The 22,719-nt window shown below is 58.3% G+C and carries 27 protein-coding genes; 24 read left to right on the plus strand and 3 right to left on the minus strand.

The window, feature by feature from the left end; genetic code table 11:
* The 6 genes from LQT98_RS09065 to LQT98_RS09090 form a co-directional block, all read left to right on the plus strand.
* On the plus strand, positions 1 to 1,609 hold a 1,609-nt coding region (locus tag LQT98_RS09065), incomplete at its 5' end, for a DUF2345 domain-containing protein (RefSeq protein ID WP_231462027.1).
* A gap of 15 nt (positions 1,610 to 1,624) precedes the next feature.
* A complete protein-coding gene (locus tag LQT98_RS09070) occupies positions 1,625 to 6,232 on the plus strand; it encodes an RHS repeat-associated core domain-containing protein (RefSeq protein ID WP_231462028.1) in 4,608 nt (1,535 codons plus the stop codon).
* 16 nt (positions 6,233 to 6,248) lie between these two features.
* Complete coding sequence (locus LQT98_RS09075) at positions 6,249 to 6,554, plus strand: hypothetical protein (protein WP_231462029.1); 306 nt, start codon at positions 6,249 to 6,251, stop codon at positions 6,552 to 6,554.
* A gap of 155 nt (positions 6,555 to 6,709) precedes the next feature.
* A complete protein-coding gene (locus tag LQT98_RS09080; RefSeq protein WP_231462030.1) occupies positions 6,710 to 7,618 on the plus strand; it encodes an RHS repeat-associated core domain-containing protein in 909 nt (302 codons plus the stop codon).
* Positions 7,619 to 7,625: 7 nt separating this feature from the next.
* The gene (locus LQT98_RS09085; RefSeq protein ID WP_231462032.1) at positions 7,626 to 7,835 is read left to right on the plus strand and encodes a hypothetical protein; all 210 of its coding nucleotides are present in this window, start codon (positions 7,626 to 7,628) and stop codon (positions 7,833 to 7,835) included.
* Positions 7,836 to 7,866: 31 nt separating this feature from the next.
* Entirely contained in the window at positions 7,867 to 8,178 is a 312-nt protein-coding gene (locus LQT98_RS09090) for a hypothetical protein (protein WP_231462034.1), read from the plus strand.
* 55 nt (positions 8,179 to 8,233) lie between these two features.
* Here the strand turns inward: LQT98_RS09090 and LQT98_RS09095 are convergent, their stop codons facing one another.
* Positions 8,234 to 8,557, minus strand: a complete 324-nt coding sequence (locus LQT98_RS09095; protein WP_156183719.1) for a DUF1484 family protein — start codon at positions 8,555 to 8,557, stop codon at positions 8,234 to 8,236.
* 502 nt (positions 8,558 to 9,059) lie between these two features.
* Here LQT98_RS09095 and LQT98_RS09100 point away from each other — a divergent pair.
* The 18 genes from LQT98_RS09100 to LQT98_RS09180 all read left to right on the plus strand — a co-directional run bounded on the left by LQT98_RS09100 (position 9,060) and on the right by LQT98_RS09180 (position 18,551).
* On the plus strand, positions 9,060 to 9,425 hold the full coding sequence (locus LQT98_RS09100; protein WP_231462035.1) for a hypothetical protein: 366 nt from the start codon (positions 9,060 to 9,062) through the stop codon (positions 9,423 to 9,425).
* Between the two features lie 2 nt (positions 9,426 to 9,427).
* Entirely contained in the window at positions 9,428 to 9,757 is a 330-nt protein-coding gene (locus LQT98_RS09105) for an immunity protein Imm33 domain-containing protein (RefSeq protein WP_231462036.1), read from the plus strand.
* A 233-nt stretch (positions 9,758 to 9,990) separates the two neighbouring features.
* Entirely contained in the window at positions 9,991 to 10,413 is a 423-nt protein-coding gene (locus LQT98_RS09110) for an NTF2 fold immunity protein (RefSeq protein WP_231462037.1), read from the plus strand.
* A 65-nt stretch (positions 10,414 to 10,478) separates the two neighbouring features.
* Complete coding sequence (locus LQT98_RS09115; protein WP_231462038.1) at positions 10,479 to 11,009, plus strand: hypothetical protein; 531 nt, start codon at positions 10,479 to 10,481, stop codon at positions 11,007 to 11,009.
* A gap of 37 nt (positions 11,010 to 11,046) precedes the next feature.
* Complete coding sequence (locus LQT98_RS09120; protein WP_231462039.1) at positions 11,047 to 11,472, plus strand: hypothetical protein; 426 nt, start codon at positions 11,047 to 11,049, stop codon at positions 11,470 to 11,472.
* 221 nt (positions 11,473 to 11,693) lie between these two features.
* On the plus strand, positions 11,694 to 12,308 hold the full coding sequence (locus tag LQT98_RS09125) for a hypothetical protein (protein WP_231462040.1): 615 nt from the start codon (positions 11,694 to 11,696) through the stop codon (positions 12,306 to 12,308).
* A 79-nt stretch (positions 12,309 to 12,387) separates the two neighbouring features.
* Positions 12,388 to 12,933, plus strand: a complete 546-nt coding sequence (locus tag LQT98_RS09130) for an SMI1/KNR4 family protein (protein WP_231462042.1) — start codon at positions 12,388 to 12,390, stop codon at positions 12,931 to 12,933.
* 48 nt (positions 12,934 to 12,981) lie between these two features.
* On the plus strand, positions 12,982 to 13,509 hold the full coding sequence (locus LQT98_RS09135; protein WP_231462043.1) for a hypothetical protein: 528 nt from the start codon (positions 12,982 to 12,984) through the stop codon (positions 13,507 to 13,509).
* A 35-nt stretch (positions 13,510 to 13,544) separates the two neighbouring features.
* Positions 13,545 to 13,943 (plus strand): hypothetical protein, encoded by a 399-nt coding sequence (locus tag LQT98_RS09140; protein WP_231462044.1) that lies wholly within the window; start codon positions 13,545 to 13,547, stop codon positions 13,941 to 13,943.
* A 70-nt stretch (positions 13,944 to 14,013) separates the two neighbouring features.
* Positions 14,014 to 14,325 carry a hypothetical protein gene (locus tag LQT98_RS09145; RefSeq protein ID WP_231462045.1) on the plus strand — a complete coding sequence of 104 codons (312 nt, stop codon included), beginning with the start codon at positions 14,014 to 14,016 and terminating at the stop codon, positions 14,323 to 14,325.
* Positions 14,326 to 14,538: 213 nt separating this feature from the next.
* A complete protein-coding gene (locus tag LQT98_RS09150; RefSeq protein ID WP_231462046.1) occupies positions 14,539 to 15,123 on the plus strand; it encodes a hypothetical protein in 585 nt (194 codons plus the stop codon).
* A 32-nt stretch (positions 15,124 to 15,155) separates the two neighbouring features.
* Entirely contained in the window at positions 15,156 to 15,611 is a 456-nt protein-coding gene (locus tag LQT98_RS09155; RefSeq protein ID WP_231462047.1) for an SUKH-3 domain-containing protein, read from the plus strand.
* Between the two features lie 342 nt (positions 15,612 to 15,953).
* The gene (locus LQT98_RS09160; protein WP_231462048.1) at positions 15,954 to 16,343 is read left to right on the plus strand and encodes a hypothetical protein; all 390 of its coding nucleotides are present in this window, start codon (positions 15,954 to 15,956) and stop codon (positions 16,341 to 16,343) included.
* A gap of 110 nt (positions 16,344 to 16,453) precedes the next feature.
* Entirely contained in the window at positions 16,454 to 16,870 is a 417-nt protein-coding gene (locus LQT98_RS09165) for a hypothetical protein (RefSeq protein WP_231462050.1), read from the plus strand.
* 30 nt (positions 16,871 to 16,900) lie between these two features.
* Complete coding sequence (locus LQT98_RS24035; RefSeq protein WP_269325986.1) at positions 16,901 to 17,029, plus strand: hypothetical protein; 129 nt, start codon at positions 16,901 to 16,903, stop codon at positions 17,027 to 17,029.
* 66 nt (positions 17,030 to 17,095) lie between these two features.
* Complete coding sequence (locus LQT98_RS09170; protein WP_231462052.1) at positions 17,096 to 17,458, plus strand: hypothetical protein; 363 nt, start codon at positions 17,096 to 17,098, stop codon at positions 17,456 to 17,458.
* A gap of 8 nt (positions 17,459 to 17,466) precedes the next feature.
* Positions 17,467 to 18,231, plus strand: a complete 765-nt coding sequence (locus LQT98_RS09175) for a hypothetical protein (protein ID WP_231462054.1) — start codon at positions 17,467 to 17,469, stop codon at positions 18,229 to 18,231.
* Positions 18,232 to 18,233: 2 nt separating this feature from the next.
* The gene (locus tag LQT98_RS09180) at positions 18,234 to 18,551 is read left to right on the plus strand and encodes a hypothetical protein (RefSeq protein WP_231462055.1); all 318 of its coding nucleotides are present in this window, start codon (positions 18,234 to 18,236) and stop codon (positions 18,549 to 18,551) included.
* Here LQT98_RS09180 and LQT98_RS09185 read toward each other — a convergent pair.
* Together LQT98_RS09185 and LQT98_RS09190 are read right to left on the minus strand one after the other, a co-directional pair.
* Positions 18,538 to 19,617 carry a fimbrial protein gene (locus tag LQT98_RS09185; RefSeq protein ID WP_231462056.1) on the minus strand — a complete coding sequence of 360 codons (1,080 nt, stop codon included), beginning with the start codon at positions 19,615 to 19,617 and terminating at the stop codon, positions 18,538 to 18,540. The two genes, LQT98_RS09180 and LQT98_RS09185, sit on opposite strands and share 14 nt — an antisense overlap.
* Before the next feature lie 226 nt (positions 19,618 to 19,843).
* Positions 19,844 to 22,719, minus strand: a 2,876-nt coding sequence (locus LQT98_RS09190; RefSeq protein WP_231462057.1) for a two-partner secretion domain-containing protein, incomplete at its 5' end; no start/stop codon positions are given.

Raw genomic sequence — 22,719 nt, forward strand, 5'->3', positions numbered from 1 at the left:
CCCGCGCATCGGCCAGGAAGTCTTGGTCGACTTCATCGAAGGCGATATCGACCGCCCGGTGATTACCGGCGTGCTCTACAACGGCAGCCACCCCACCCCGGACTTCAGCGGCGCTGGCGCCTTGCCGGCGAATAAAACCCTGTCCGGCATCAAGTCCAAGGAACACCAGGGCGGCCAGTACAACGAACTGCTGTTCGACGACACCCCCGGTGAAGTGCGCGCCAAACTCAGCTCCGAACCCGGCAAGACCCAGCTCAACCAAGGCTTCCTGACCCAGCCGCGCAGCAATGGCAAGGCCGAACCGCGCGGCGACGGCTTTGAACTGCGCACCGACCATCACGGCGCGATCCGCGCCGGCCACGGCCTGCTGCTGTCCACCGAAGCGCAGAACGGCGCGTCTGGCAAACAACTGGCGCGCGAACAAGCGCAAAGCCAGCTCGACGCGGCGCTGGCCCTGAGCCAAAGCCTGGGCGACACCGCCAGCGGCCAACAAGCCGATACCATGGAAACCGGGCCGGAAGAAATCGGCCCGGACAACGCCAAGGCCGCCAAGAAGACCGAAGGCCATCTGCAACACCAGGCCGCGGCCTTGAAAGCCTGGGAAGCCGGTTCCAACACCGACAAGGACGGCAAGACCGCCAAGGACCAAGCCGGTCAGCAGCCGCTGATTATTCTGTCCGCCCCGGCCGGCATCGCCAGCCTGAGCCAGCAAAGCCAGACCGTGGCCGCCGGCACCAATCTGGACCTGGTGGCGCAGCGCGATAGCAATCAAACCTCCGGCCGGCGCTGGATTCACAATGTGGGCCAGCACATCAGCCTGTTCGTCGCCGGGGTCAAGGACCAGATCGCGCTGAAGCTGATCGCGGCCAAGGGCAAGGTGCTGGTTCAAGCACAGAGCGACAGCATCGAGGTCACCGCGGACAAGGACGTGACCGTCACCGCCTGCAAGGGCAAGGTGGAAATCGCCGCCGGTCAGGAAATCCTGCTCACCAGCGGCGGCGGCTATATCCGGCTCAAGGGCGGCAATATCGAAGTGCACTGCCCGGGCGAAGTCAGCGTCAAGGGCGCCAGCCACGCGCTCAGCGGCCCGGCCAGCCTCAGCACGCCCACGCCCACCTTCAACAAGCCCGGCATGGGTAATCTGCAAGTGATCCACGATTTCGCCAACGGCTTCTCCATGGATCAGGGCAAGTTCGTGGTCACCGACGCATTGGGCGTCAAACACCGCGGCGTGCTGGACGCTGCCGGCAAGGCCATGGTCAATGGCTTGCCCACCGGGCCGGCGCAAGTGCAATTCCTGGGCCGTCCGCACAAGAGCGAGGCGGACATCTTCCCCTTTGTGCCGCAGCCGGAAGCGGTGCTGCAAAAGATGGGCGCGGCGGTGCAAGAACAAGCAATGAATCAGCTAAGCAGCCTGGTGGGCAAGGCGCTGCCGCCCGCCGCCGCCGGCCTGGCGCAAAACCTGGCCCAGGCCAAGGGCGCGGTGGACCAGGCCAAGGCCATGGCCTCCCAAGCCCAGGCCGCGCTGCAACAAGCGCGCGACATCAAACAACTTGCCTCCGGCGCGTCCCTCCCCTCCGCCGCCGGCATGATCAAGAATATCGTTTAAGAGCCCTCCTTCGACATGAGCACCGCAGCCCAAGCCAAACCCGTCGCCGTGATCAACGGCACGCCGCAAAACGCAGCCCAAGTCATCCAACAAACCGGCAAGACTTTCGATCAATGGCTGCAAAGCATCAGCGACGGGCATCTGTCGGTGGACAGCCTCAAGACCATAGGCAGCGCGGTGCCCATCGTCGGCAACCTGATCTCGGTGGGCGATGTCATCGTCGACCTGATGGAGATGTCGGAAAAGAGCAAGAAGAAGCAGGAAGTCGATGTCTTCGACTGGCTGTTTCTGGGCGTGGACCTGGTGGGCGTGGTGCCGGCCGCCGGCGGCCTGTTCAAAATGGGCGCGCGCCCCACGCTGAAGCTGTGCGCCAGCAGCGTGCGCCGCGCCGGCGGCGACTGGCTGAAAATGGAGCTGTCCGCCTCGCTGACCCAGAAAGTGGCCAATATGCTGCCGGCCGACTTCCGCAATATGCCGGACCAGTGGGTCAAGCACGTGGACGGCAAAATGCAGAGCACGCTGGAAACCTGCGGCGGCAAGGGCAAGGTCATCATCTCGGACCTGGCCAATCTGCTGATCAGCCTGGGCTCCGGCAACTTCAGCGGCTACGTCAAACAGCACGTGCCGCAAGCGCCGGTCAAATACCACCTGGAGAAAACCAATAATCAAGGCTTCTGGGCATCGGTGGGCGCGGAACTGGACGCGCTCAACCGCGCCGCCGCCAACGCCAAGAAAGAAGCCGCCGCCGGCATGACCGTGGCCGCGGCCAAGGGCATAGACATGGCGCTGAAAGGCAGCGCCGCCGCCCGCATGATGTTGAGCCTGGGCCGCACCCTGCTGGCCTGGGCCGGCCAGCTCACCGCCAAGCTGCTGTCCATGTACTCCAGCCACCTGAAACCCTTGCTGAACAAGCTGCTGGAAGCTTTTCTCAAACACCTGCCCAAAAAGGCCGCCGCGGTGGCCAACAAAGTCACCAACAAGGCCAAGAAAGGCACCCAGCAGCTTTATCAGGAAGTCACCAGCCGCTTCAAGGGCAAGATCAAACCGCCGCCCAAATGCGCCTGCGCCGCCTCGCCCAACAGCATCGGCTATGTGCTGGGCGAAGAATCGCTGCAACACACCGACTTCAGCCTGCCCGGCGTGCTGCCCATCATTTGGACCCGGCAATACCGCTCCAACTTCGACGGCAACGACGCCCGCGGCGACCTGGGTGCGCGCTGGGGCGTGGCCTACGGTGCGCGCTTCGACATCGAGGGCGAAGCGCTGAAGCACCACGACGACAGCTGCCGCACCCTGGACTATCCGCTGCTGCCGGTGGGCGAATCCCTGAAAGACGAGTTGGAGGGCTTCACCCTCAGCCGCCTGTCCGACACCCTGATCTCCCAGACCTACGGCCACGACCTGGTGCAGCTGTACGAGCGCCACGGCGACAGCTTCCGCCTGGCGCTGATCAAGGACCGCGCCGGCAACAGCATCGCGATGAACTTCCGCGACGGCCGACTGATCCAGCTAGTCAGCAGTGCCGGCCATGTGGTGGACCTGGCGCATGACAAGCACGGCCGCATCGTCCGCGTCAGCCTGCAAAACCCGGAAACCGGCCTGCCGCTGCGCACGCTGGCGCAATACCAATACAGCGAGATCACGCCGCTGGCCGCGGACGCCGGCGACCTGCTGGCCGCCAGCGATGAAAACGGCCAAAGCTGGAGCTACCAGTACCAGCACCACCTGCTGACCCGCTACAGCGACCGCACCGGCCGCGGCATCCACCTGGAATGGGACGGCAGCCACCTGGACGCGCGCGCCGTGCGCGAATACGCCGACGACGGCAGCCAGGACATCCGCCTGGCCTGGGACGACAATATCGACCTCACCTACGTCACCGACGCCTACGGCCGCACCACCGAGTACTACTTCGACGACAAGGGCTACAACTACCGCATCGTCTACCCGGACCACAAGGAAGAATGGTTCGACTACGACGCCCAGAAAAACCTGGTCAATCACATCTTCCCGGACGGCTCGCAAGACAGCTTCACCTACGACGACAAGGGCAATATGGTGCTGCACGAGCGCCGCGACGGCAGCGAAGTCGCTTTTGCCTACGACGCCGAGGACAATCTGGTGGAAATCACCGATCCGCTCGGCGAAAAATGGCTGCGCGCCTACGACGACAAGGGCCAGCTGATCGAGGAAACCGACCCGCTGGGCCACAAGACCAAGTACGCCTACAACGAACAGGGCCTGCCGGTGGCCATCACCGATGCCAAGGGCGGCAAGAAGCAGATAGCCTACCGCCCGGACGGCCTGCTGCAGAGCTATACCGACTGCTCCGGCAGCGCCACCCAGTGGCAGTACGACGAACGCGGCCGCGCGCAGTTGATCATCGACGCGATGGGCAGCGCCACCCGCTACCAGTACGCGGCCAACGGCACGCTGCAAGCCATCGTCCAGCCGGACGGCCAGGCCACCCAGCTGGAACACGACGCCGAAGCGCGCCTGCTCAAGCTGACCGACCCGCTGGGCCGCGCCACCCATTACGACTACGACCAGGCCGGCCGGCTGCAAACCCGCACCGACGCCAACGGCCACAGCCTGGCCTACAAATACGACAAGCTGGGCCGGCTGACCGCGCTGCGCAATGAAAACCACCGCCACTACCTGTTCGAATACGATGCCGGCGGCCAACTGATCAGCGAAACCGGCTTCGACGGCAGCGCCACCCGCTATCACTACAACTTGGCCGGCCAGCTGGAAAAGCAGCAAGAAGGCGATATCGCCACCGACTACCGCTACGACCGCGCCGGCCGCCTGATCGAGCGCAGCGCGCCGAACAGCAAGGAAAGCTTCGGCTACGACGCCGCCGGCCGGCTATACCAGGCCAAGAACCGCTACGCCAGCCTGCGCTGGATCTACGACCCGGTGGGCAATGTAGTGGAAGAACACCACGGCTACAGCGTGGCCGGCGTCAAGGAAACCTACCGCTGGCAGCATGAGCACGACCCGCTGGGCAACCGCGTCGCCAGCGTGCGCCCGGACGGCCGCCGCGTGGACATCCTCAGCTACGGCAGCGGCCACGTGCATGGCCTGCTGTTTGGCCAGCGCGACATCGTCAACCTGGAGCGCGACAAGCTGCACCGCGAAACCCAGCGCGTATTGGGCAATGCGCTGCAACAGCACCAGAGCTACGACAAGGTCGGCCGCCTGGCCAGCCAGCGGCTGATGGGCAGCACCCAGTGGAACCGCCAATACCAGTACGACGCCGCCGGCCAGCTCACCGGCATCGCCGACAGCCGCGCCGGCCAGCTCAACTACCGCTACGACCCGGTGGGCCGCCTGCTGGAAGCCGCCACCCCCAAGGGCGTGGAAAGCTTCCGCTTCGACCCGGCCGGCAACCTGCTGGACAACGCCCCGGCCGCCGACGGCCACCAGGACAACAGCCTGCTGGGCAATCTGCTCAGCCAGTACGCCGGCCGCCACTACCGCTACGACAGCCGCGGCAACCTGGTGGAAAAACGCGTCAACGGCGCGTTCACCAAGCTGGAATGGGACAGCCACAACCGCTTGTCCCGCCTGACCGCGCCGGACGGCCAGCGCACCGACTACCACTACGACCCGCTGGGCCGCCGCATCGCCAAAACCCAGGCCGGCCAGACCACGCTTTACGGCTGGGACGGCGACGTGCTGGCCTTCGAAACCCGGGACGAACAAGCAGTGCACTATCTGTTTGAGCCGGACAGCTTCGTGCCGCTGGCCCAAGTCCACACCGAAGCCGTGCGCGGCGTCAAAGTGCCCAACTGGAACCAGTACCGGCCCTACGACTCCGACCTGGACCCGTTGCGCAAACCCGCGCCGGAACCCAGCGAACCGATGGCGGTGTACTACTACCACACCGACCACCTGGGCACGCCGCAGGCGCTGACCGACGAACAAGGCGCACTGGCGCTGGAAATGGACTACCAGGCCTGGGGCCAAGCGCGCGAAGTCATCGCCGACGCCGACAGCAAGGCCGGCATCCGCAACCCCTTCCGTTTCCAGGGCCAGTACCAGGATCAAGAATCCGGCCTACACTACAACCGCCATCGCTACTATGATCCGGAGATTGGGCGCTTTATTTCGCGGGATCCGATTGGGTTAACTGGTGGATTTAATATACATATTTATGCGCCCAACCCAACTGAATGGATAGACCCACTTGGATTAGCACGTAGAAACAAGAACACTCCTCCCAAAAAAGCAGAGCATACTACGTGTTGTGCGTGCAAAAATGGCCACGTATATCGTGTCTTGAGAGACGATGAAAATATTTCAAATGGAATTTCAGCCAAAAATCCAGATGCCAACTATGAAATGGAAGGGCATGTCTTACACGGCTCAAAAATTAGTACCCAATACATTTCCACATCTAAGACATTAGAGTCTGCAAAACTCAATCGACAGCGTTATGGGAGTCCAGGTCAAAGAATTGCCAAAATTGACTTGTCAAAGGTATCAGGAGAGGTTGTTGATTTATCCAGCGAATGCACTCCACTTAAAGGAACAATGGCCAAAAAATTTGCACGCGCATCTCAAGAAGTACTAGTCGTAGGCAAAATACCTTCATCGGCCATTTCAATAGTCAACTAAGCAAAAAGAGATATCCATGACCAATATAGATGAAGTTTGGATTGATGACATCACCACATTAATCTTAAATGCCAGATCTAACACAGGCATCACAGAAATAGAAATCAACCAAGCCATCATCAGCACAAATCAGTTAGTAAAAAAATACAAAGGCACAAAATCATTACCAATGGAGATTGTAAACATTCTTATTGATATGCAAGCTAGTCTGATAACAAGCGCAGACTGGCATAAGAATGAGAAAAATCAAGCCGCAATGTCGGAAACCATATACAAAACGGCCTTACTCCTTTCTGATTTGGCAAGGGACATCACAGTTTAAACACAGTCAACATCACAAATACTAATTGATATAAATCATAATCAAAAGAACTTGATTAACCAGTCGTCAGTTACAGCTAACACGGCGGCCCGCTAGGCCGCCGCATCACCAAAACCCAGGCCGGCCAGACCACGCTGTACGGCTGGGACGGCGACGTGCTGGCCTTCGAGACCCGGGACGAACAAGCGGTGCATTATCTGTTTGAACCGGACAGCTTCGTGCCGCTGGCCCAAGTCCACACCGAAGCCGTGCGCGGCGTCAAAGTACCGAACTGGAACCAGCACCGCCCCTACGACTCCGACCTGGACCCGCTGCGCAAACCCGCGCCGGAACCCAGCGAACCGACGGCGGTGTACTACTACCACACCGACCACCTGGGCACGCCGCAGGCGCTGACCGACGAACAAGGCGCGCTGGCGCTGGAAATGGACTACCAGGCCTGGGGCCAAGCGCGGGAAGTCATCGCCGACGCCGCCAGCAAGGCCGGCATCCGCAACCCCTTCCGTTTCCAGGGCCAGTACCAGGATGAAGAATCCTGCCTACACTACAACCGCCATCGCTACTATGATCCGGAGATTGGGCGGTTTATTTCGCGGGATCCGATTGGGTTGATGGGTGGGATTAATATCCACAGTTATGCCCCGAATCCGCTGGAGTGGGTTGATCCTCTTGGGCTTGCAAAGAAAAAACCCTCCCAAAATCCAAAAGACAAAAATAAGCCTTGCGACTGCAATGAGTCAGATCCATGTCCAGGTCAGAAAAAAACAAGAATGCGTCACTACACCAGCAATTCTGGTGCGGCTGGAATCAAGACTGCTGGGGCCATTATCCCCCGAGATCAAAATAAAATATTTTCAGTCCCTGCTAAGAGAAAGCCACTAAGCCCCAGAGATGCGGAAAGCGCATATGGTATAAAACCAGGGAAAGGCAACAACCACATTGACTTTGATGCATGCCTTGGAGAATTTTCAGAACGGTTCAACCCAGTTATGAAAATCACAGAACATATACATACAGGCCCTATAAAACTTGAAGGGCGAAACCCAACATTCAACAGGAACTAAAAAAAGAATGACTAAACAAATCGATCAAAATGAGGTTTTGAGAGTATTTTCACTCATTGAAAACATACATGAACTATTTCATCAACCTGCCAATTACACCCTGGAGAATTTCCAGAAGTTTGGCGAGGAGAACTATTCAGAAATTCACGAGGCGTACTATAAGATCATTTGGAACTGGCTATCAGAAGAAAATCAAAAAAAATTAGAAGATAGATAAACTGCACATTTACGATAGCTGCGGCAACTTGGTGGAAAAACGCGTCAACGGCGCGCTCACCAAGCTGGAATGGGACAACCACAACCGCCTGTCCCGCCCGACCGCGCCGGACGGCCAGCGCACCGACTACCACTACAACCCGCTGGACCGCCACACTGCCAAGACCCAGGCCAACCTGAGCACACAGCACACCACAGGCTCAGCCCGACAAGTAAGCCTCACTGGCGCTGGCAATAAACGACCTGGCCTGAATCAGCGATCGGGAATCATAGTGGCGGCATCCATCCACAAGGGGGGTATGGCAAACGCGTGCGGCCGTGGACGGATGCAACGCCGCCAGTGAAAGCCAGGCCACAACAAAACCAAAGCCCCATCCGGGGCTTTGGTCGTTTGGGTGCTTAGGCCAGTTCTTGCATTTGCATCGAGGTCTGTTGCAAGCGGCGGGCGAGTGGTTCCAGCAAGCAATACATCTGTTCGCTGTCCAGCGTATCGAGGTTGGATTGGTCCAACATCATCGTTAGACCGGCCATCGCGCTGCTGACCTGGCTGAGTTCCAGGCAGATCAGACGGGCACTCTGCTGGAAATGCTCGCAGTATTTGTCTAGCTGCTGCAATAGCGGGTCAAGCGGCTGCAGTGCGGGATGTTGCTGGCGCAGGGCATGCAATTGGCGCAGCAAGTTAGACAGCGTGGGAAGATGAGGGGATTGAGTGGTGCTAGTCATGGTGACTCCTTGATGAGCATTAAGCCCATCCTCCGACGCTAACCGGAGGCGGCGGGCACATGGCGGGATTAGCGTTACCGGCATCAAGGACCCGGCGCGTGCAAGCACGCTCCCACCATGACCCGCCTTGGAGCAGACGCATCTATGGTGTACTCGGACATGAAAATGCCGCATGTGCGGCTGTCCGCCTTGATATTCGGAACGCTAATTCCGGTGCTAAACCACAGCACAGCAAGATTATCACGTGCTTGGGGCCGGGAGGCAAGGGGCCGACGCCCCCCACTCCACGCAGACATCATCTGCGGCGTACAAGTATCGGGCTAAAGCTGGCGTCAGCGGATGATCGGCCACTGCAACTGAAGTCAGACACACACAATCAACGCGATCGCCACCAGCCACGCCCGGCACCAAGAATCCAAGCTACACTACAGCCTCCATCATAGAGATGAAGCGGCTAATTACTTGAGCCTTATGAAGTGACTGTTGAAAACGGCAGAACATAATGGATATTATCAAGGAACAAATGCTAGGAATCACCGCAGAAATAGCCGGCAGCGTTGAGTTCAGCTTCTCAGAAGTTCACATCAACCACGGCGCTTATTTTTGGGGGAAAAATAATTTTACCGCTTATATCTCGGTGCTTCCGCTTGAAATCGAGCTGCTTATTGAAGGCGGCTTTGATGAACGCACTGTAACGATTGCATTGGAGATATGCACACCAGACGGAGAGATTATAGCGGACGACTTCAGTGCGATCCAATCACCCAAAGAAAATGTAAGAAAAACAATCACCCCATACCTAGATGCCATATCAAGCAGATTTATCACTGAGATAAAAAACAAAAAACAATCACCTTCAGCAGAATAAGCATGCAAAACAGCCAAGAACAAATTGAGATTTGCCAAAAATATTCATCAGAAATAGTTGAGCCAGATGACGGTGAGATGATCGCTATTGCGCTCGAAACAATTGGTCAACTCCCCATACGCGGCATCAGAACCTTCAAACAAGATGGTGACAATATATCCTGGTTTTTCTACTGCGGAGACTTCTCGGATGCGCCAGACTTTTTCAAACCCATGCATCTTAGTCACCTTAATGAATACTTGCCGGAAGTGATGAAGTATCTTTGCTTGGAACCCGGCTATAAATTCATAGTGGACCCATACGGCTTTGAAGATGTATGGAAGGAAACCTAAAGGACAGCCCAGTTGGCAAGCGGTTATACATTGGTTCGCTCATAAGCATCCGGCGCTTCATATCAAGTACAAATCTGTCATTACCTTGCATTTGCTCATATTCAGAAAGCGCAGGATGGAAAAAAACAAGTTCAGTGCCTCGCCTGCAGATCATGGAGCATGCCGAATTAGAGTCCGCCCATACCTTACGAAATTCAAACACACCGCACCAACCCCGCCATAGACGCTTTCCAATGTCCCCCATAGAATTCACCTCCAACTTTCTGACGAAAATGCTCGAATGGGAAGGCTGGTATTACGCAGAAAAGAAAAAAATAGAGAACATATCTAGCCGTGACCATATTGATGCCGTCAGCCTGGAGTCTAGAGCCAAACTTGAGCTCATATTGCAACCCTTTCTAACGAAAACGGCTTTTAATACAATTGGACAGGCCAAGCTGGAGACACTAGGGGTTGGGAGACCTCGCCTCTATGATCAGGAGGCGATCTCCTGTACGGAAATCACGTCCACCAAGTTTGAGATCATTACAACAAGTAGAAAGCAACAAAACCGTTACTCAAAGTACCTTATTTTCCTGAAAAAAGATGACTTCAAAATTGACAAAGCGTTTCAAAGCATTGATGGTGTCAACTGGACAAAAAAGAATTCCATATAGCGGTGTGCCATCAGCAATGGCTAGTTATAACGCTGTTGCCCTAAACATAGTGTGATTAAATCAAAATGGAAAAAAGCACATTACCCGTCATCTTACAAATGATGGATACCGTCCCCTTCTTCGAAAACGTTACGTCAAGCCACCCGGCGCTCGAATCGGATGGGACATTTTGCAATAGCCTCGAAAGCTTTGAGCACAGGATTCGATCTGAAGAATGGGAAAGTGTCAGGAGCGAAGCGGCGGCACAATTGAGCCTGACTCTTAATAGAAAGTTTCAGAATCAATATCAGGAATGGAATAGCGTCGCCAAAGCGGCCCGTCTGTTTTTTGACGAAAGAATAGCAACTAAACTAAGACAGTTTGAACAAGCACATGGGCTGAAAAGCCTAGCCGATGATATTGGCTATGACATTAGTCATATCATTATTGAGGAATATTTTGTAAAGCGGGTCGGTATCAAAAGAATGCTTTTCAGCCGCCTGCTAGATGTATACAAACAGGGCAGGATTCCTTGCGGCTACACTGTCTTTCCTGAGAAAAACCATGCTCAGCCGGTGGGGAAAATCATCTCTTTTAGCCCTCCCTCCATCATGTAAATTCAAACGCAAAGCTCAACCAGGATCTATATTCAGGATGATTCCAATCGCCGTGGGCATTTACTTAGCAGTCCAGAAGGGAAATGTTTTCCGCTCCCGGCCTTCCCTCGCGGCAGCCGCATTAAAACACCTTGGGATAAGTGAGCGCTCTCAGTTTGGAGAGTTCTACATGAAGTACCAAGGAGCATTCATCAGCCCAAATGATGAACCAGAGTTACTGGATATCGTGGCTTTAGTGATCCCCGCCATACCGGATCAGACTGAACACATACAAAGCGTTTATGGCATTCCAGTTCACTATCTCGCACTGACGACAGATGAAAGCGAAGGCATGTACCTGTATGACAAGAGCAGCGAAGCGGTGCTGGACGTAAACTTCGAGGAGATTCCCTCACTGAGGCAAGGCACCCACGCTGCGAGATGGAAAGACTTCAACAGCTTTCTAATTTCCTACTTTTCTTAGCGCCCGTTCAAAGTCTCGCGAGCCAGGGCGAGACAAGACGTTGTGGCGGAGAAAGCGAAATGTACGGTTGCTACATCAGCATTTCGAAGCTGTACTCTCCGCGTAACGCCCCACGACGCGTAGCAGATCGTAAACAGGCTCTTAAGCAGTGCCTCCCGCATATACGCTAGAATCCTAGCCGGCAACTTAGTCCCCTCCACCCTCCAAGCCGGTGCCTCCGCATGAGCCATTACGACTCCGAGTACTACTTCATTTGCTACCAAAGCGCGGAGAACCGCCCGATTCTTGCGGCGGATGCCGCCACTGCGGACCTGCCCTACAGCTCTCAAGCGCTGCCGGCTAGCGCGCTGCCGCTGCAATTCATCAACGGCGCGCTGACTGAAAGCAATAAAGGCATATTCAGCGATAGCCCGCCGGAAATTCTGTTTCATGGCTCGGATATCGCGGTCAAGCATGCGATATATCAGCGGCTGGCCGCCATGGAGCTGCCCGGCCTCGTACCGCAGGCCGCCAGCTACTGCGACCACAAGGGCCAGCGGCATGATGATTATTACTTTTTGACCTTCACCCGCTCGCTGGATTGCTGGGACAGAAGCTTGTCATATTATGCACCGGAGCCTTTAAGCGGCTTTGCCGATCTGCGCTATGAGGTGGTTAGCTATCAGCTTTGCGCCCAGACCTTGGCCTCCATTCCGTTGAGCCAGCGCAGGCTGTTTAAAATGGGTGCCACCACCGAGGGCTGGCTGTTGGCACATGAAAGCATCGCCGACATCCTTGACCGGCCAGGCGTTACGCTGGTTCCGGTGCGGGATTTTGGAACCGTGTTTTTCCCATAGTCCCCCAGACAGACTTATTGTTTTGCCTGGCGCGGCTCAGCACCAACCATGCCTGTGATACCACCAATAGGAAGCGAATATGGCGACTTATCTGCCACTGGGAGTTGGCCCTGCGGAAATGGAGCTCTTGCTTAAACATGGCATCAAGTATGACAAGAGGCAAAAACGGCAGTTGCTGGAGGCTTATCATGACCAAGCCAGGCCGACACTTGCGGTATTGCTCGATTACTTTAGCGCCAGAAAGCTGAAAATCCCGCAAGACTATCTGGATTTCCTAAGCCAGCATAACGGCGGGAGGCCTGAGCCTGGCTCGCTCCGGCTTCAAACTCAGAGTATCTCGATACAGTATTTTTATGCCTATTCCAGCCCATTGGAAGCCTGTACCCTGGACTACGCCAGCACTTTATACCAGGGCCGGATTCCGCATGGCTTGCTTCCAATTGCTCATGATTCCAGCGGCAGCTTATTGCTGTTGAATGGCAGCCAAGTGGACTCCGGGCATATTTATTACTGGAATCATGACAATGAGGCCGACTGCACGGTTGAGGCTTGCTGGGACAATATGCTCAAGCTAGCCAGCAGCTTTAGCGAGCTGGAGCGCTTGCTGCAGCAGTCACCCTCTTGAAAAGTGAAACCGCAAGCCAGTCCGTGGCAAGCGGACGAAAGAGAGCCGATGAAGATTTACAGCATGTTCAGCACCACACAGAGCGAACACTCGCTGCTGGATATCAAAGATCCCGATGGAGCCATTCTCGATTTCTTCCTGCTTGGCATGAGCAATAAAGGTCTAGAAAACGGTCGCGCGCTACAAGCCAGCGCGCAGGCTTTTTTCCAGGAAGAGAGCATCACGGATTATGACTACTTCGAGCCCAGCATCAGCCTGCCCATCTTTTCTGCCCTGGCCAGTGCCTGCATCGGTGAAGCGCTAACAGCACAGATGAGCTTACACCCCTGCAAGACCCGTGTTGGCGCCGGCAGCATAGAGATGTTCGCCGGCCGAATCTTGAATAGAAAACCGATATTTGAGAGAGTGGATGATTACAAAATTCAGATACGACAAGATGCCGACATCCGGCAGGAGGACTTGATCGTCCGGGACGCGAACATGCCTCAATTCTTTTTTGTCACCGAGTCCTTCAAGATATTGTGCGAACAGCGCCGCTTAAAGATAAAGTTCAAGCCATTCTCGCTGATGAAATAGGCCGGATAGCGGCGCTGAGAATAAGAAAGGCCAAAATGATCCACTCCGCGGAAGAATTCATTGCCCTGCGTGATAGCGATAATAAGGAAGAATATGACCGTTCCGCCTTTGAAGAGGCGCCGCTAGCGGTTTGGAGGGACTTGATTCAACGTTATCCCGACTACCGGCCGTGGGTTGCACATAATAAAACCGTGCCCGTTGAAATCCTGGCAGAGCTATGCAACTATGGCCCGGATATTCGACAGTTTGTCGCCACCAAAAGAAGATTGTCCCGCGAATTGTTTATCCTGCTGTCTCAAGATCCGGCGGCCACCGTACGCCAGTCCATCGCAGTGAACAAAAAGACGCCGCTGGATATCTTGCAGTCTCTGGCCAAGGATGAGGACGCGGATATCGCCGACTCGGCAACACGTAATGCAGGCAAACGAGCTTGAAGCGCCATCTGATTGCGGGACCCGGCAGGCCGCTTGAGCACAAACCGGATTCCACCCACGAGCATTAGCGATGAGCGATGAATATTTGATCAAACTGCCAGCGGGTGGCGGCCAATTGCTGATGGACACGCTAAGGTCCAGCACGATGGCAAGCACGGCGAGCGAGGACTGCCTGATGCTGCGTGACCCCGCCATAGAGAGCGGCTGGCATTACAGCATGCGCATCTTCAAGCAGTCTGAGCATTGCTTGTTCATGGAATTGGCCATGCCCAGCTATCCATTATTCCTGCTGCTGGAAACCGCCTTACTGGCAAGCGAGCACGCTATTGTTGAATACGATGACGATGAGCCCATCACCTTGGCTCGGGTGTTTCGAGTTTAAGTGGGCCAGCATGCCGCGCGCTCTCCGGCAAGGCGGGCCAAGAGTCTGCTCACAGTCTGCTGCGCGTCGGCAACGCGTTACATGGTGAGCACGTCTTCGAAAGGCTCATATACCTTGTGTACACTCCGCTTTCTCAACCGTTTTCGCCTTGTCTCTCCTTAGCCCGCGAGGCTTTGAACAGGCGCTCGGCCCAACATTGAGAACAGAGCCAATATGAACACCATCGCCAGCGGGATGGAAAACCTCATCGCGCAGCACCGCGCCTACGCCTTGAGTGGGCAATTCAGTCCTGGCAGCGCCAGTTGGCCATGGGCAGGCCCGGCCAACCCGGATATCCTGGCGTTCTACCGCCATTACAACCCGGTCGACGTTTTGATCGAAACCGGTTTGACGCCCTTGCGGTTTCATAACACCGCGACGCTGGCTGCGGCGCAAACGGCTTACTCACCGCGCGGGAATGAGGCGCTGCCGCCGGCCCACTGGCCGGCTAACAGCCTGGTGATCATGGACGATATCGGCGGGGGCCGGCCCATTATCGCGGAGCTGCGGCCGGAGCATACGCTCATCTGGGCCCAGCACGAAGCCGGCACGTTGCTGCGGATTGCAGCCTCATTGCCCGCCCTCCTCCATGCGCTGGCCGCCATGGTGGATCTGATCTACGGCAGGTATCAAATCTTTGAGGTATTCGACGCGGACGGCGAGGTGAGCGGCGCGTTCTCCGAGGACTTTTGCTCCGCGACGTCCCCATTTCTGGGCGCGGAGGGCAGTTTGAACTTCTTCGAATATTTATACGGCTGAGCACACGCTCCGTCTTGCGGAAAGAAAACCTTATGCGTTACGCCTTCCCCGCTGCCAGCGCGGCCATTCTGGCCGCTCATGGCTGGCAAGCCGGCCGAAACATCGCGCCGCAAGCGGCCATCCTGGCTTGGGAAAAGGACGGCTACGCTGTGTTCCCGGCCGGCGTGCATTTCATCCAGAGCTTCCATGGCATTACCTTGAGCCACCGCTCATGGAGCGGAGACGCGGATGACGAGTCCTGTTTTGACGCTATCCAGGCCACCCGGGGCTTTGATCGCCTCTGGGCCTTGGAGGTCTACCAGCCCTTGATCGGGCAAAAGCTGCTGCCGGTGGGACAAGGCTATGCCAGGCACCTCAGTTATCTCATTGCCGAGGACGGCGCGGTTTACGCCGGCTATGATGACTTCTTCTGCCGGATTGGCGCCGATGTCGTCGCGGCGCTGGAAAACATTATGTTCAAGCGGGACTTCCTCATCCTCCAGCATTAAGAGCGGCTAACATTGTCAGTTTCACGGCTGAGGCAAGGTGCGCCGACGCAGGCAGTACTTGAGTACGGCAAGTCGGCGCAACGCAGCATCAGGAACCTTGTTAGCCTCTCTAAAGAACGTGTTTACGATCTCGCGAGCTAAGGCGAGACAAGGCGAAAACGGCTGAGAAAGCGGAATGTACGCGTGGTACATGAGCATTTCGAAGACGTTTTCAACGCCGTATCGCCGACGCGCAGCAGATCGTAAACACGTTCTAAACGTCATGGTCCCGTAGCCGCGCCTTGTTTTGCAGAACATGCCGTTGAACCCTAATGCTGTCGCAGCCATGATTCTCCATCACCCATGAAAACCGTATTGATCTATTCCGCAGCCGATGCGGAAGCGCCCACCTCTCCCGGCTCGCAACATCATTGGTACACCCTGGTTCAGGATCCGGCCGCGGCCGAGACGGGCCACAACCCCTGGGACGGCCGCGCCGCCATCCTAAAAAAGCCTTATGAATTGCAAGATGATTGCCGGGTGTCGATCAGGCCTGCCCGTTGCTTCGATCCGATAAGCCGGCAAGAGCAGCACAAAAACCTCTATCTGATCGAGATTGCCAATCAGGGCGGCAGCAGCGCGTTCTGTTCCAGGAGGCTTTATCGCTGGCCTGAGGCGCTGGGCTTCATCGCGCAATTTGAAGGCTTGTCCTTTCCGGCCGCGGCACGCGTGTGGCGGGCAAAAAAACCATGAACCGGGCCGACGAATTGAGAATCCAGCTGCGCTGGCGAAGGAATCTTGAACACGCGGCTAACAGCCATCCGTTCACCGGGCCATTATTCGCCAACGGCAGGCCATTGAGCGTGGAGCAGGCATCCACCTGGCTCAAGGCCTGCATGCGCCAGGCCCAAAGCCATGTGCGCCTCATCAGCACGCAGCCGGAGCAGGCGTTTGAACTGCTGCGCGAGCGCTTGCAAGCCGCCAGCCATTGCTCCTCGCCCATCCATCTCTGCATCTCCGGCTACCAGGGCTGCACTTACCCGAACCAGGGCTATTATCTGATTCCGGATCTACCCGTGATCGAGGCCAGCTACCGCGAAGCCCTGTCTTTCCTGAGCGCCGTGCCCCGCCCATCCCTGTCCTTCTTCGCCTGCGCCTTGCCTGATGGCCAGGCCGGTGTGGCGCTGAGCACCCAGGCCGCCTTGCCGCAGCCGGAAAACGGCATGTTCGATGGCGTGGAATATGAGCTGTCGCACTGGGCTTTGACCACAGCCAAATAAGCTACGTATCCGCACGATAATCTCCGGAAAATGCTGAACGATGCCAGCACCAGGTCCGCCAACGGCAGCAAGGACATTACTGTTTTTTTCAATGCGGCGGGCGCCACCCTGGATCTGCAAGACCGCGAGGATGGCCTGTACCTGTTCGCCGCTGGATGAGCCGCGCGGGCGATATTGCCGCGCCACCGCCCAGCCCATGCATTAGAATGGCGACCTTCTCGGCCCATGGACACCAGCGCGGTCATCAGGCCGCCAAATCAATACCGCCATGGAAACGCCATGCTCACGCCAGCGCAGCAACAACTGAAAAACCGGGTTCACCAAACCGCCGGGGTCTGGCGCAATGACAGCTATCGCGGCGCGGCCGGCCTGGTCTGTCGCGAGTTCTTTTTCAAACGGGTGGCGCAGCGCTACCATCTTGGGCTGGATGAATACCTGCCCGAACACGAGGATGCCGTTGATCTGTATCTGCGCCACCTCCGGGCGAGCTTCGACAGCTTCGACGCCGCGCTGGACTACCTGGCCAACGGCTTGCGGATTGCGCCGGAAAGCCTGCTCGCGCCCCGCGGCGGCCTACCGCTCCCATAGAGAACGCCATGGATAAAACGCCAACCGCCGCCTTGGCGGAACAGCTCAGCCGGCTGGACGCGGCGATGCAGGACTTTTACACGCAGGATTTCAACGACGAAACCGCGGAACGAGCGCGCAACAAGGCCTTGAAACAGGCATTGCTCGCGCTGGCCGGCAGCGCGCTGCGACAGGGACAGCCGGCGCAGGCCGAGCAGGCGCTGCACCTCCTGGCGCAACACACCGGCTGTCGGGAGGACCTGGAAATCCTGGCGGAAATCATGGATTCGCCCGATGGCCGGCTATTGGCGGCCTTCCCACCCTCCCAAACTCTATTGGCCGGCGCCGCCACCGCGCGCTGGGACGACTTCGATCATGCGCCCCTCGAACCGCCGGCCCCTCCCGCCTCCCGCACCATCCGCCAGCTCCAGTTATACGCGGCGTCCTGTTTGCAAGCTTTCTGCCAGGCCCAGGCGCTGTCGCATCCCGCCATTGCCCAGTTACTAAGCCATCTTTACGCCGTTGAACACGCGGCCAGCCTGCCAGTGTGGAAAAGCGAGGGCGCCGACCTGGCCTTGAATGGCCGCGGCGATCCGCCGCCGGCGGATCTGGCGCAGAGGCTGGCGAACCAGGGTTTGCGGGACAGCTTTCTCGAGTTGGTCGATTGCGTGGTGGAGGTGGGGCAGGCGGATCTTCATGGCGCGGATACGGCCATGCCGGCCAGCTTCATCCAACGCATAGAAGCCATTTTGCTAACGCACGCGGTCGCCCTGCCCGCGGTACCGGAGACCTGAGCATGACCCCCACACAAGCCACGCTGCGGCAAGCAATCTGCACCCTGAGTCTGATAGACACCGTGTTCCATCGCCTGGGGGTGCGCATAGGCAGCGAGGAGCTGAGTCCGGTCGAGGCCTGGGCCGAGACCTGCCGCACCTTCCAGCTGCTGGATCTGCAGCAGCGCCTGCCCGAGCTGATCGCGGCGTTGAGGGCCATCGCGGAGCCTCGGCCGGAATACGACGCGCACAATATGAGCGCGCTGGATTACCAGATCGAGGCCTTGGTACAGGACTACTACCGCCAAGCAAACCCGCCCCAGCCGGCTAAGGATAGCTGATCAGGAATTCGGCCTTGCCATTGGCGGGGCCCGGATGGATGGTGCCGGTACGGATATAGTCGGCATGCAGCTTCATTTCCACCATGCCGCTTTGCGGACTACCCAGCTCGAAGTGCGGAGTGCCGACACCGCCCTCGGGGCCAAAGGTGATCACGCCATTGTCGCCGCCCACCCTGCTTAGCCGCAGCGCCAGGCCCTGAGCCGCCGCCGCGCCGCCTTCGGCATCGGAAGAGATGCTGAGCAGCGCGCTATTGTTGTCGCGCTTGGAAGCATCGGTGAACTGTATCTTGGGCTTGGCCTCGGCCGCGCATTTGCTCAGTTGCAGCGTGAAGTCCTGGCCCGGCTTGGTCGCCGCGCCGTTCAGCACCGGAAAATCGCCGATATTGTATTGCCCCATATCCACCACCACGCTCTTGGTCTGCAATTGGCAGACGTTTCTGATCGGCGGTGGGTTCAGCCCAGTCTGCAGCGTACTGAAGTCGGCCAGCTCATTGCATAGCGTCGATACTTTAGGATTGACCGCCTGTAGGTAGAACTGGGTGCTGGCGCCCGGCAGGCTCGTCACCTGTCCACCTGGGCTGGGGCCGGTCACGATCAGTTCTTGATACATATTGAGTACCAGCGAATCCTCTCTGGATTGGCCGGTGTTCTCCGCGGGTTTCATTGCCAGCACCTCGGCTTTCAGGCTGAAGGGCAAGGTCTTGTCGCCCGATGAACTCTCGTAGCTCCAGCGCAGACCAATACCCGCGATATTGGTGGGCATGGTGCCGTACTGGTCAAGTGCGCCGCCGCCACCGCCGGTCCAGTGCCCTATGATCTGCACCTGATCGTCCGGATAGCCGGTATTCGCCTTATAGCTGCCGATCACTTGTACCCCGCGCTTGCTCAATACCGTGCCCGGCGACGTGTCTTCAGAGATCTGCAGCGAATTGCCATCCCCGCCGATCCATGGCCCGGCCTCGGGTACCGGAAATCGACAGCTCTTGACGGAAACGGCCGCCGCCGCGCCACCGGACAGGCATAGCAAGCCGATCAGCGCCACCAGCCATTGCAGGGCTTTAAACATAGACTTCCTCGCCTTGCGCTCGTTGGAAAAACCCGGCCATGACATGCCATGGCCGGGTGGCCGGCCAACTTCAGCCGGCATTCAGCATTGCTCAGAGCCTGTTTACGATCTGCTACGCGTCGTGGAGCGTTACACGGTGAGTACAACTTCAAAATGCTGATGTACCGCTTGTACATTCCACATTCTCAGCCGCAACGCCTTAGCTCGCGAGATCGTGAACACGTTCTCAGTAGGCGGAGATCACGCCTTCGTTACGGCCATAGCTTGGAACCAGCGCGGCATTGCCCATGGCGAGGTTGCCGCGCATTTCGCCATAGTTCCAGCCCACCAAGCCGCCATAGACCTGGCGCCAGCCATTGACCCAGCTGATCTTGCCGCTGGCGGTGGAGTAGTTGACCGTGCCGGAGCGCTGGTTCATGCCCACCAGGCCACCCAGCATGCTGTCGCTGCCGCCGCTGACCATGCCGCTGGCCACCGAGTTGTCGATCTCGCTCTCGTTCATGCCCACCAGGCCGCCCACCAGGCTGCGGCTGCCGCCGCGAACATTGCCGGTGGCATTGCCGATCTGGATACTGCCGGCTTCATTGCTATTGCTGTTGACGCCGACCAGGCCGCCAACGCGACTGGTATCGCCGCCGATGACTTCGCCGGATGCATCCGTCGACCGCAGATTGCCGCCGTTATAGCCCACCAGCCCTCCCACCAAGCTGTTGCTGCCACCACTCACTTTGCCGCTGGCGCGGGCAAAAGAGATATCGCCGGTGTTGTTGCTGCCGATCAGGCCGCCCACACGGCTGTTGGCGCCGCCGGTCACCATGCCTTGCGCGGCGGCGGTGACCACCTTGCCACCGTTATTGGTGCCGATCAGACCGCCCAGGCTGGCGCTGCCGGTGTCGTAAACCTGGCCGCTGGCGTTAACGTTGAACATGGAGCCGTCTTGATTCAGGCCCACCAGGCCGCCGATGGCGGCGCTGTACGCGCCCTTGACCACGCCGCTGGCGCTGGAGCCGTTGATGGAGCCGCCTTCGTTGTAACCCACCAAGCCGCCGATGCGGCTGTCGTTGCTGGCGTACACCGAGGCGCTGGACTTGGCGTTGTCGATGCTGCCGCCCTTGCTATAGCCCACCAGGCCGCCGACATTGAGCCCCACGCGCGCATCCACGCTGCCCGCGGCGGAGACGTCCACGAGGCTGCCGTTATTGTTCAAGCCCACCAGTCCACCCACACCGCCGCTGCCGATTTCATTGCGCGCCATGCTGGAAGCGTAAACCCGGGCATTGGTCTGCGAGTTCTGCACGGTACCGCGAACGTTTTCCCCCACCAAGCCGCCGATGGCCTGGGTGTAGCGATTGCTGTAAACGGTGCCGTTGAAGGTGGAATCACGCACCACGGCGTCGCTGCCGGCATTGACGCCCACCAGGCCGCCGATGGAGTTCATGCGGCTACCGGAGGCATCGACGACGGCATTGCTGCTGGCGTTATGGATCAGACCGGTATTGCGGCCCACCAGGCTGCCAACCTCCACGCTGCCCATGTAGCTGGAAGATCCGTTGACACGGCTGCTCAGCAGATTGACGTTGCCGATGACGCCGCTATTGGCGGCGAACAGGCCCAGCGCCGGCCCTGCGAACTGAATGCTGAGCCGGCTGATGTCGTTGCCCAGGCCATCGAACATGCCGGAGAAGCTGGCATTGCCTCCGCCAGCGATGGAACTGAACGCGCGGTTGTAGCCGTCGATGGCATTGCCCAGCACATAGAGGCCGTTCAGGTTGCCGTTGATGGCCTGCAGCTGCGCCACGTCCTGGATCACGGAGTACTGGTTGCCATTGGAGCTGAACTGGGCGCCCTTGCCGGACAGGGTGACCTTGACGCCGGATTTCAGGAAATAACCGTCGCCGCCATAGTTCAGCGCCAACGCCCCACCAGCGCCGGTGGCGCTGAGATTGCCATTGAGTTGGACATTGTTGCTGGCGCTCAGCGTCAAGGCGTTGCCACTGCTCCAGTTGACTGGACCATTGACCACGATATCGCCTTTACGGCTGGCCAGCTCGATATGGGTATTGGCCAGGTTGCGGGACAGGGTATCGGCGAACACGCCACTGTCCGACGGCTGGGACGCGCCCGGGCTGACGTCCAGTTGATTAGCGCTGATTTTCCAGCTGCCGGTGCGGCCATTGCTGGCGGCGGTATTGACCGCGGTGGCCAGCGCCACATTGACCTTGCCGCCCTTGACTTCGACCTGGCCGCCATCGCCGCGCGACGCGCCCTGAGCGCTGGCGTCCAGCCGGCCGGCCACTTCCACGCGGCCATCGCCGGCATCCAGCACGATCTTGCCGGAGCGGTTGTTCAAGGCGCGGGCTTCAATCACGCCCAGATTATTCACCGCCGTCGAGAGCACGCTTTCGGCCACGCGCGCGGTCAGCAGCACTTCGCCGCCATCGGCGCGCAACAGGCCGCGGTTCAACACCTGCGTGTTGATCTCCGTCGGATCCACTTGCAGGTTCAATAGGCCGTCATTATCCAGCTGCAAGGTAAAGGCCCGGCCTCCGGCCAAGGCCACCTTGCCTTGCTGGGCTTGAATCGTGCCCTTGTTTTCCACCTTGGCCGCCAGCAGCGCCACAAAGCCGCCGTCCTTGGCCACAAGGTTGCCCTCGTTTTCAATCTTGCTGGCGGAGGTGCCGGCAAAACGGTAATTGCCGGCCTGAAAGTCCGCATCGCTCAGGTTTTGCGTGGAGGCGACCAGGCCGCCGACATTGACTTGCGCGCCCTTTCCGAATACCACGCCATTGGGGTTGATCAGGAATACACGGCCATTGGCTTCCAACTGACCGAGGATGGAGCTGCCGTTATTGCCCAACACGCGGTTGAGCGCGATGGACTGGCTGCCGGGCTGATTGAAGCGCACTTTCTCGCCGGCGGCGATGTCGAAGCGGTCCCAGTTGATCGCCAGCTTGTCGCTGCCCTGGTTGATGGATAGCTGTTTGCCGTTGTCGAACACCAGAATATTGCCGTTGCCGGACACCACGCTGCCGTTTTGCGGCAGCGCGTGGGCCGGCGCCAGGGCGATCAGGCCCAGCGCCGCCAGCAGGCGCCCCTGCCAGC

The organism is Chromobacterium aquaticum (assembly GCF_021129195.1).
Taxonomy (GTDB): domain Bacteria; phylum Pseudomonadota; class Gammaproteobacteria; order Burkholderiales; family Chromobacteriaceae; genus Chromobacterium; species Chromobacterium aquaticum.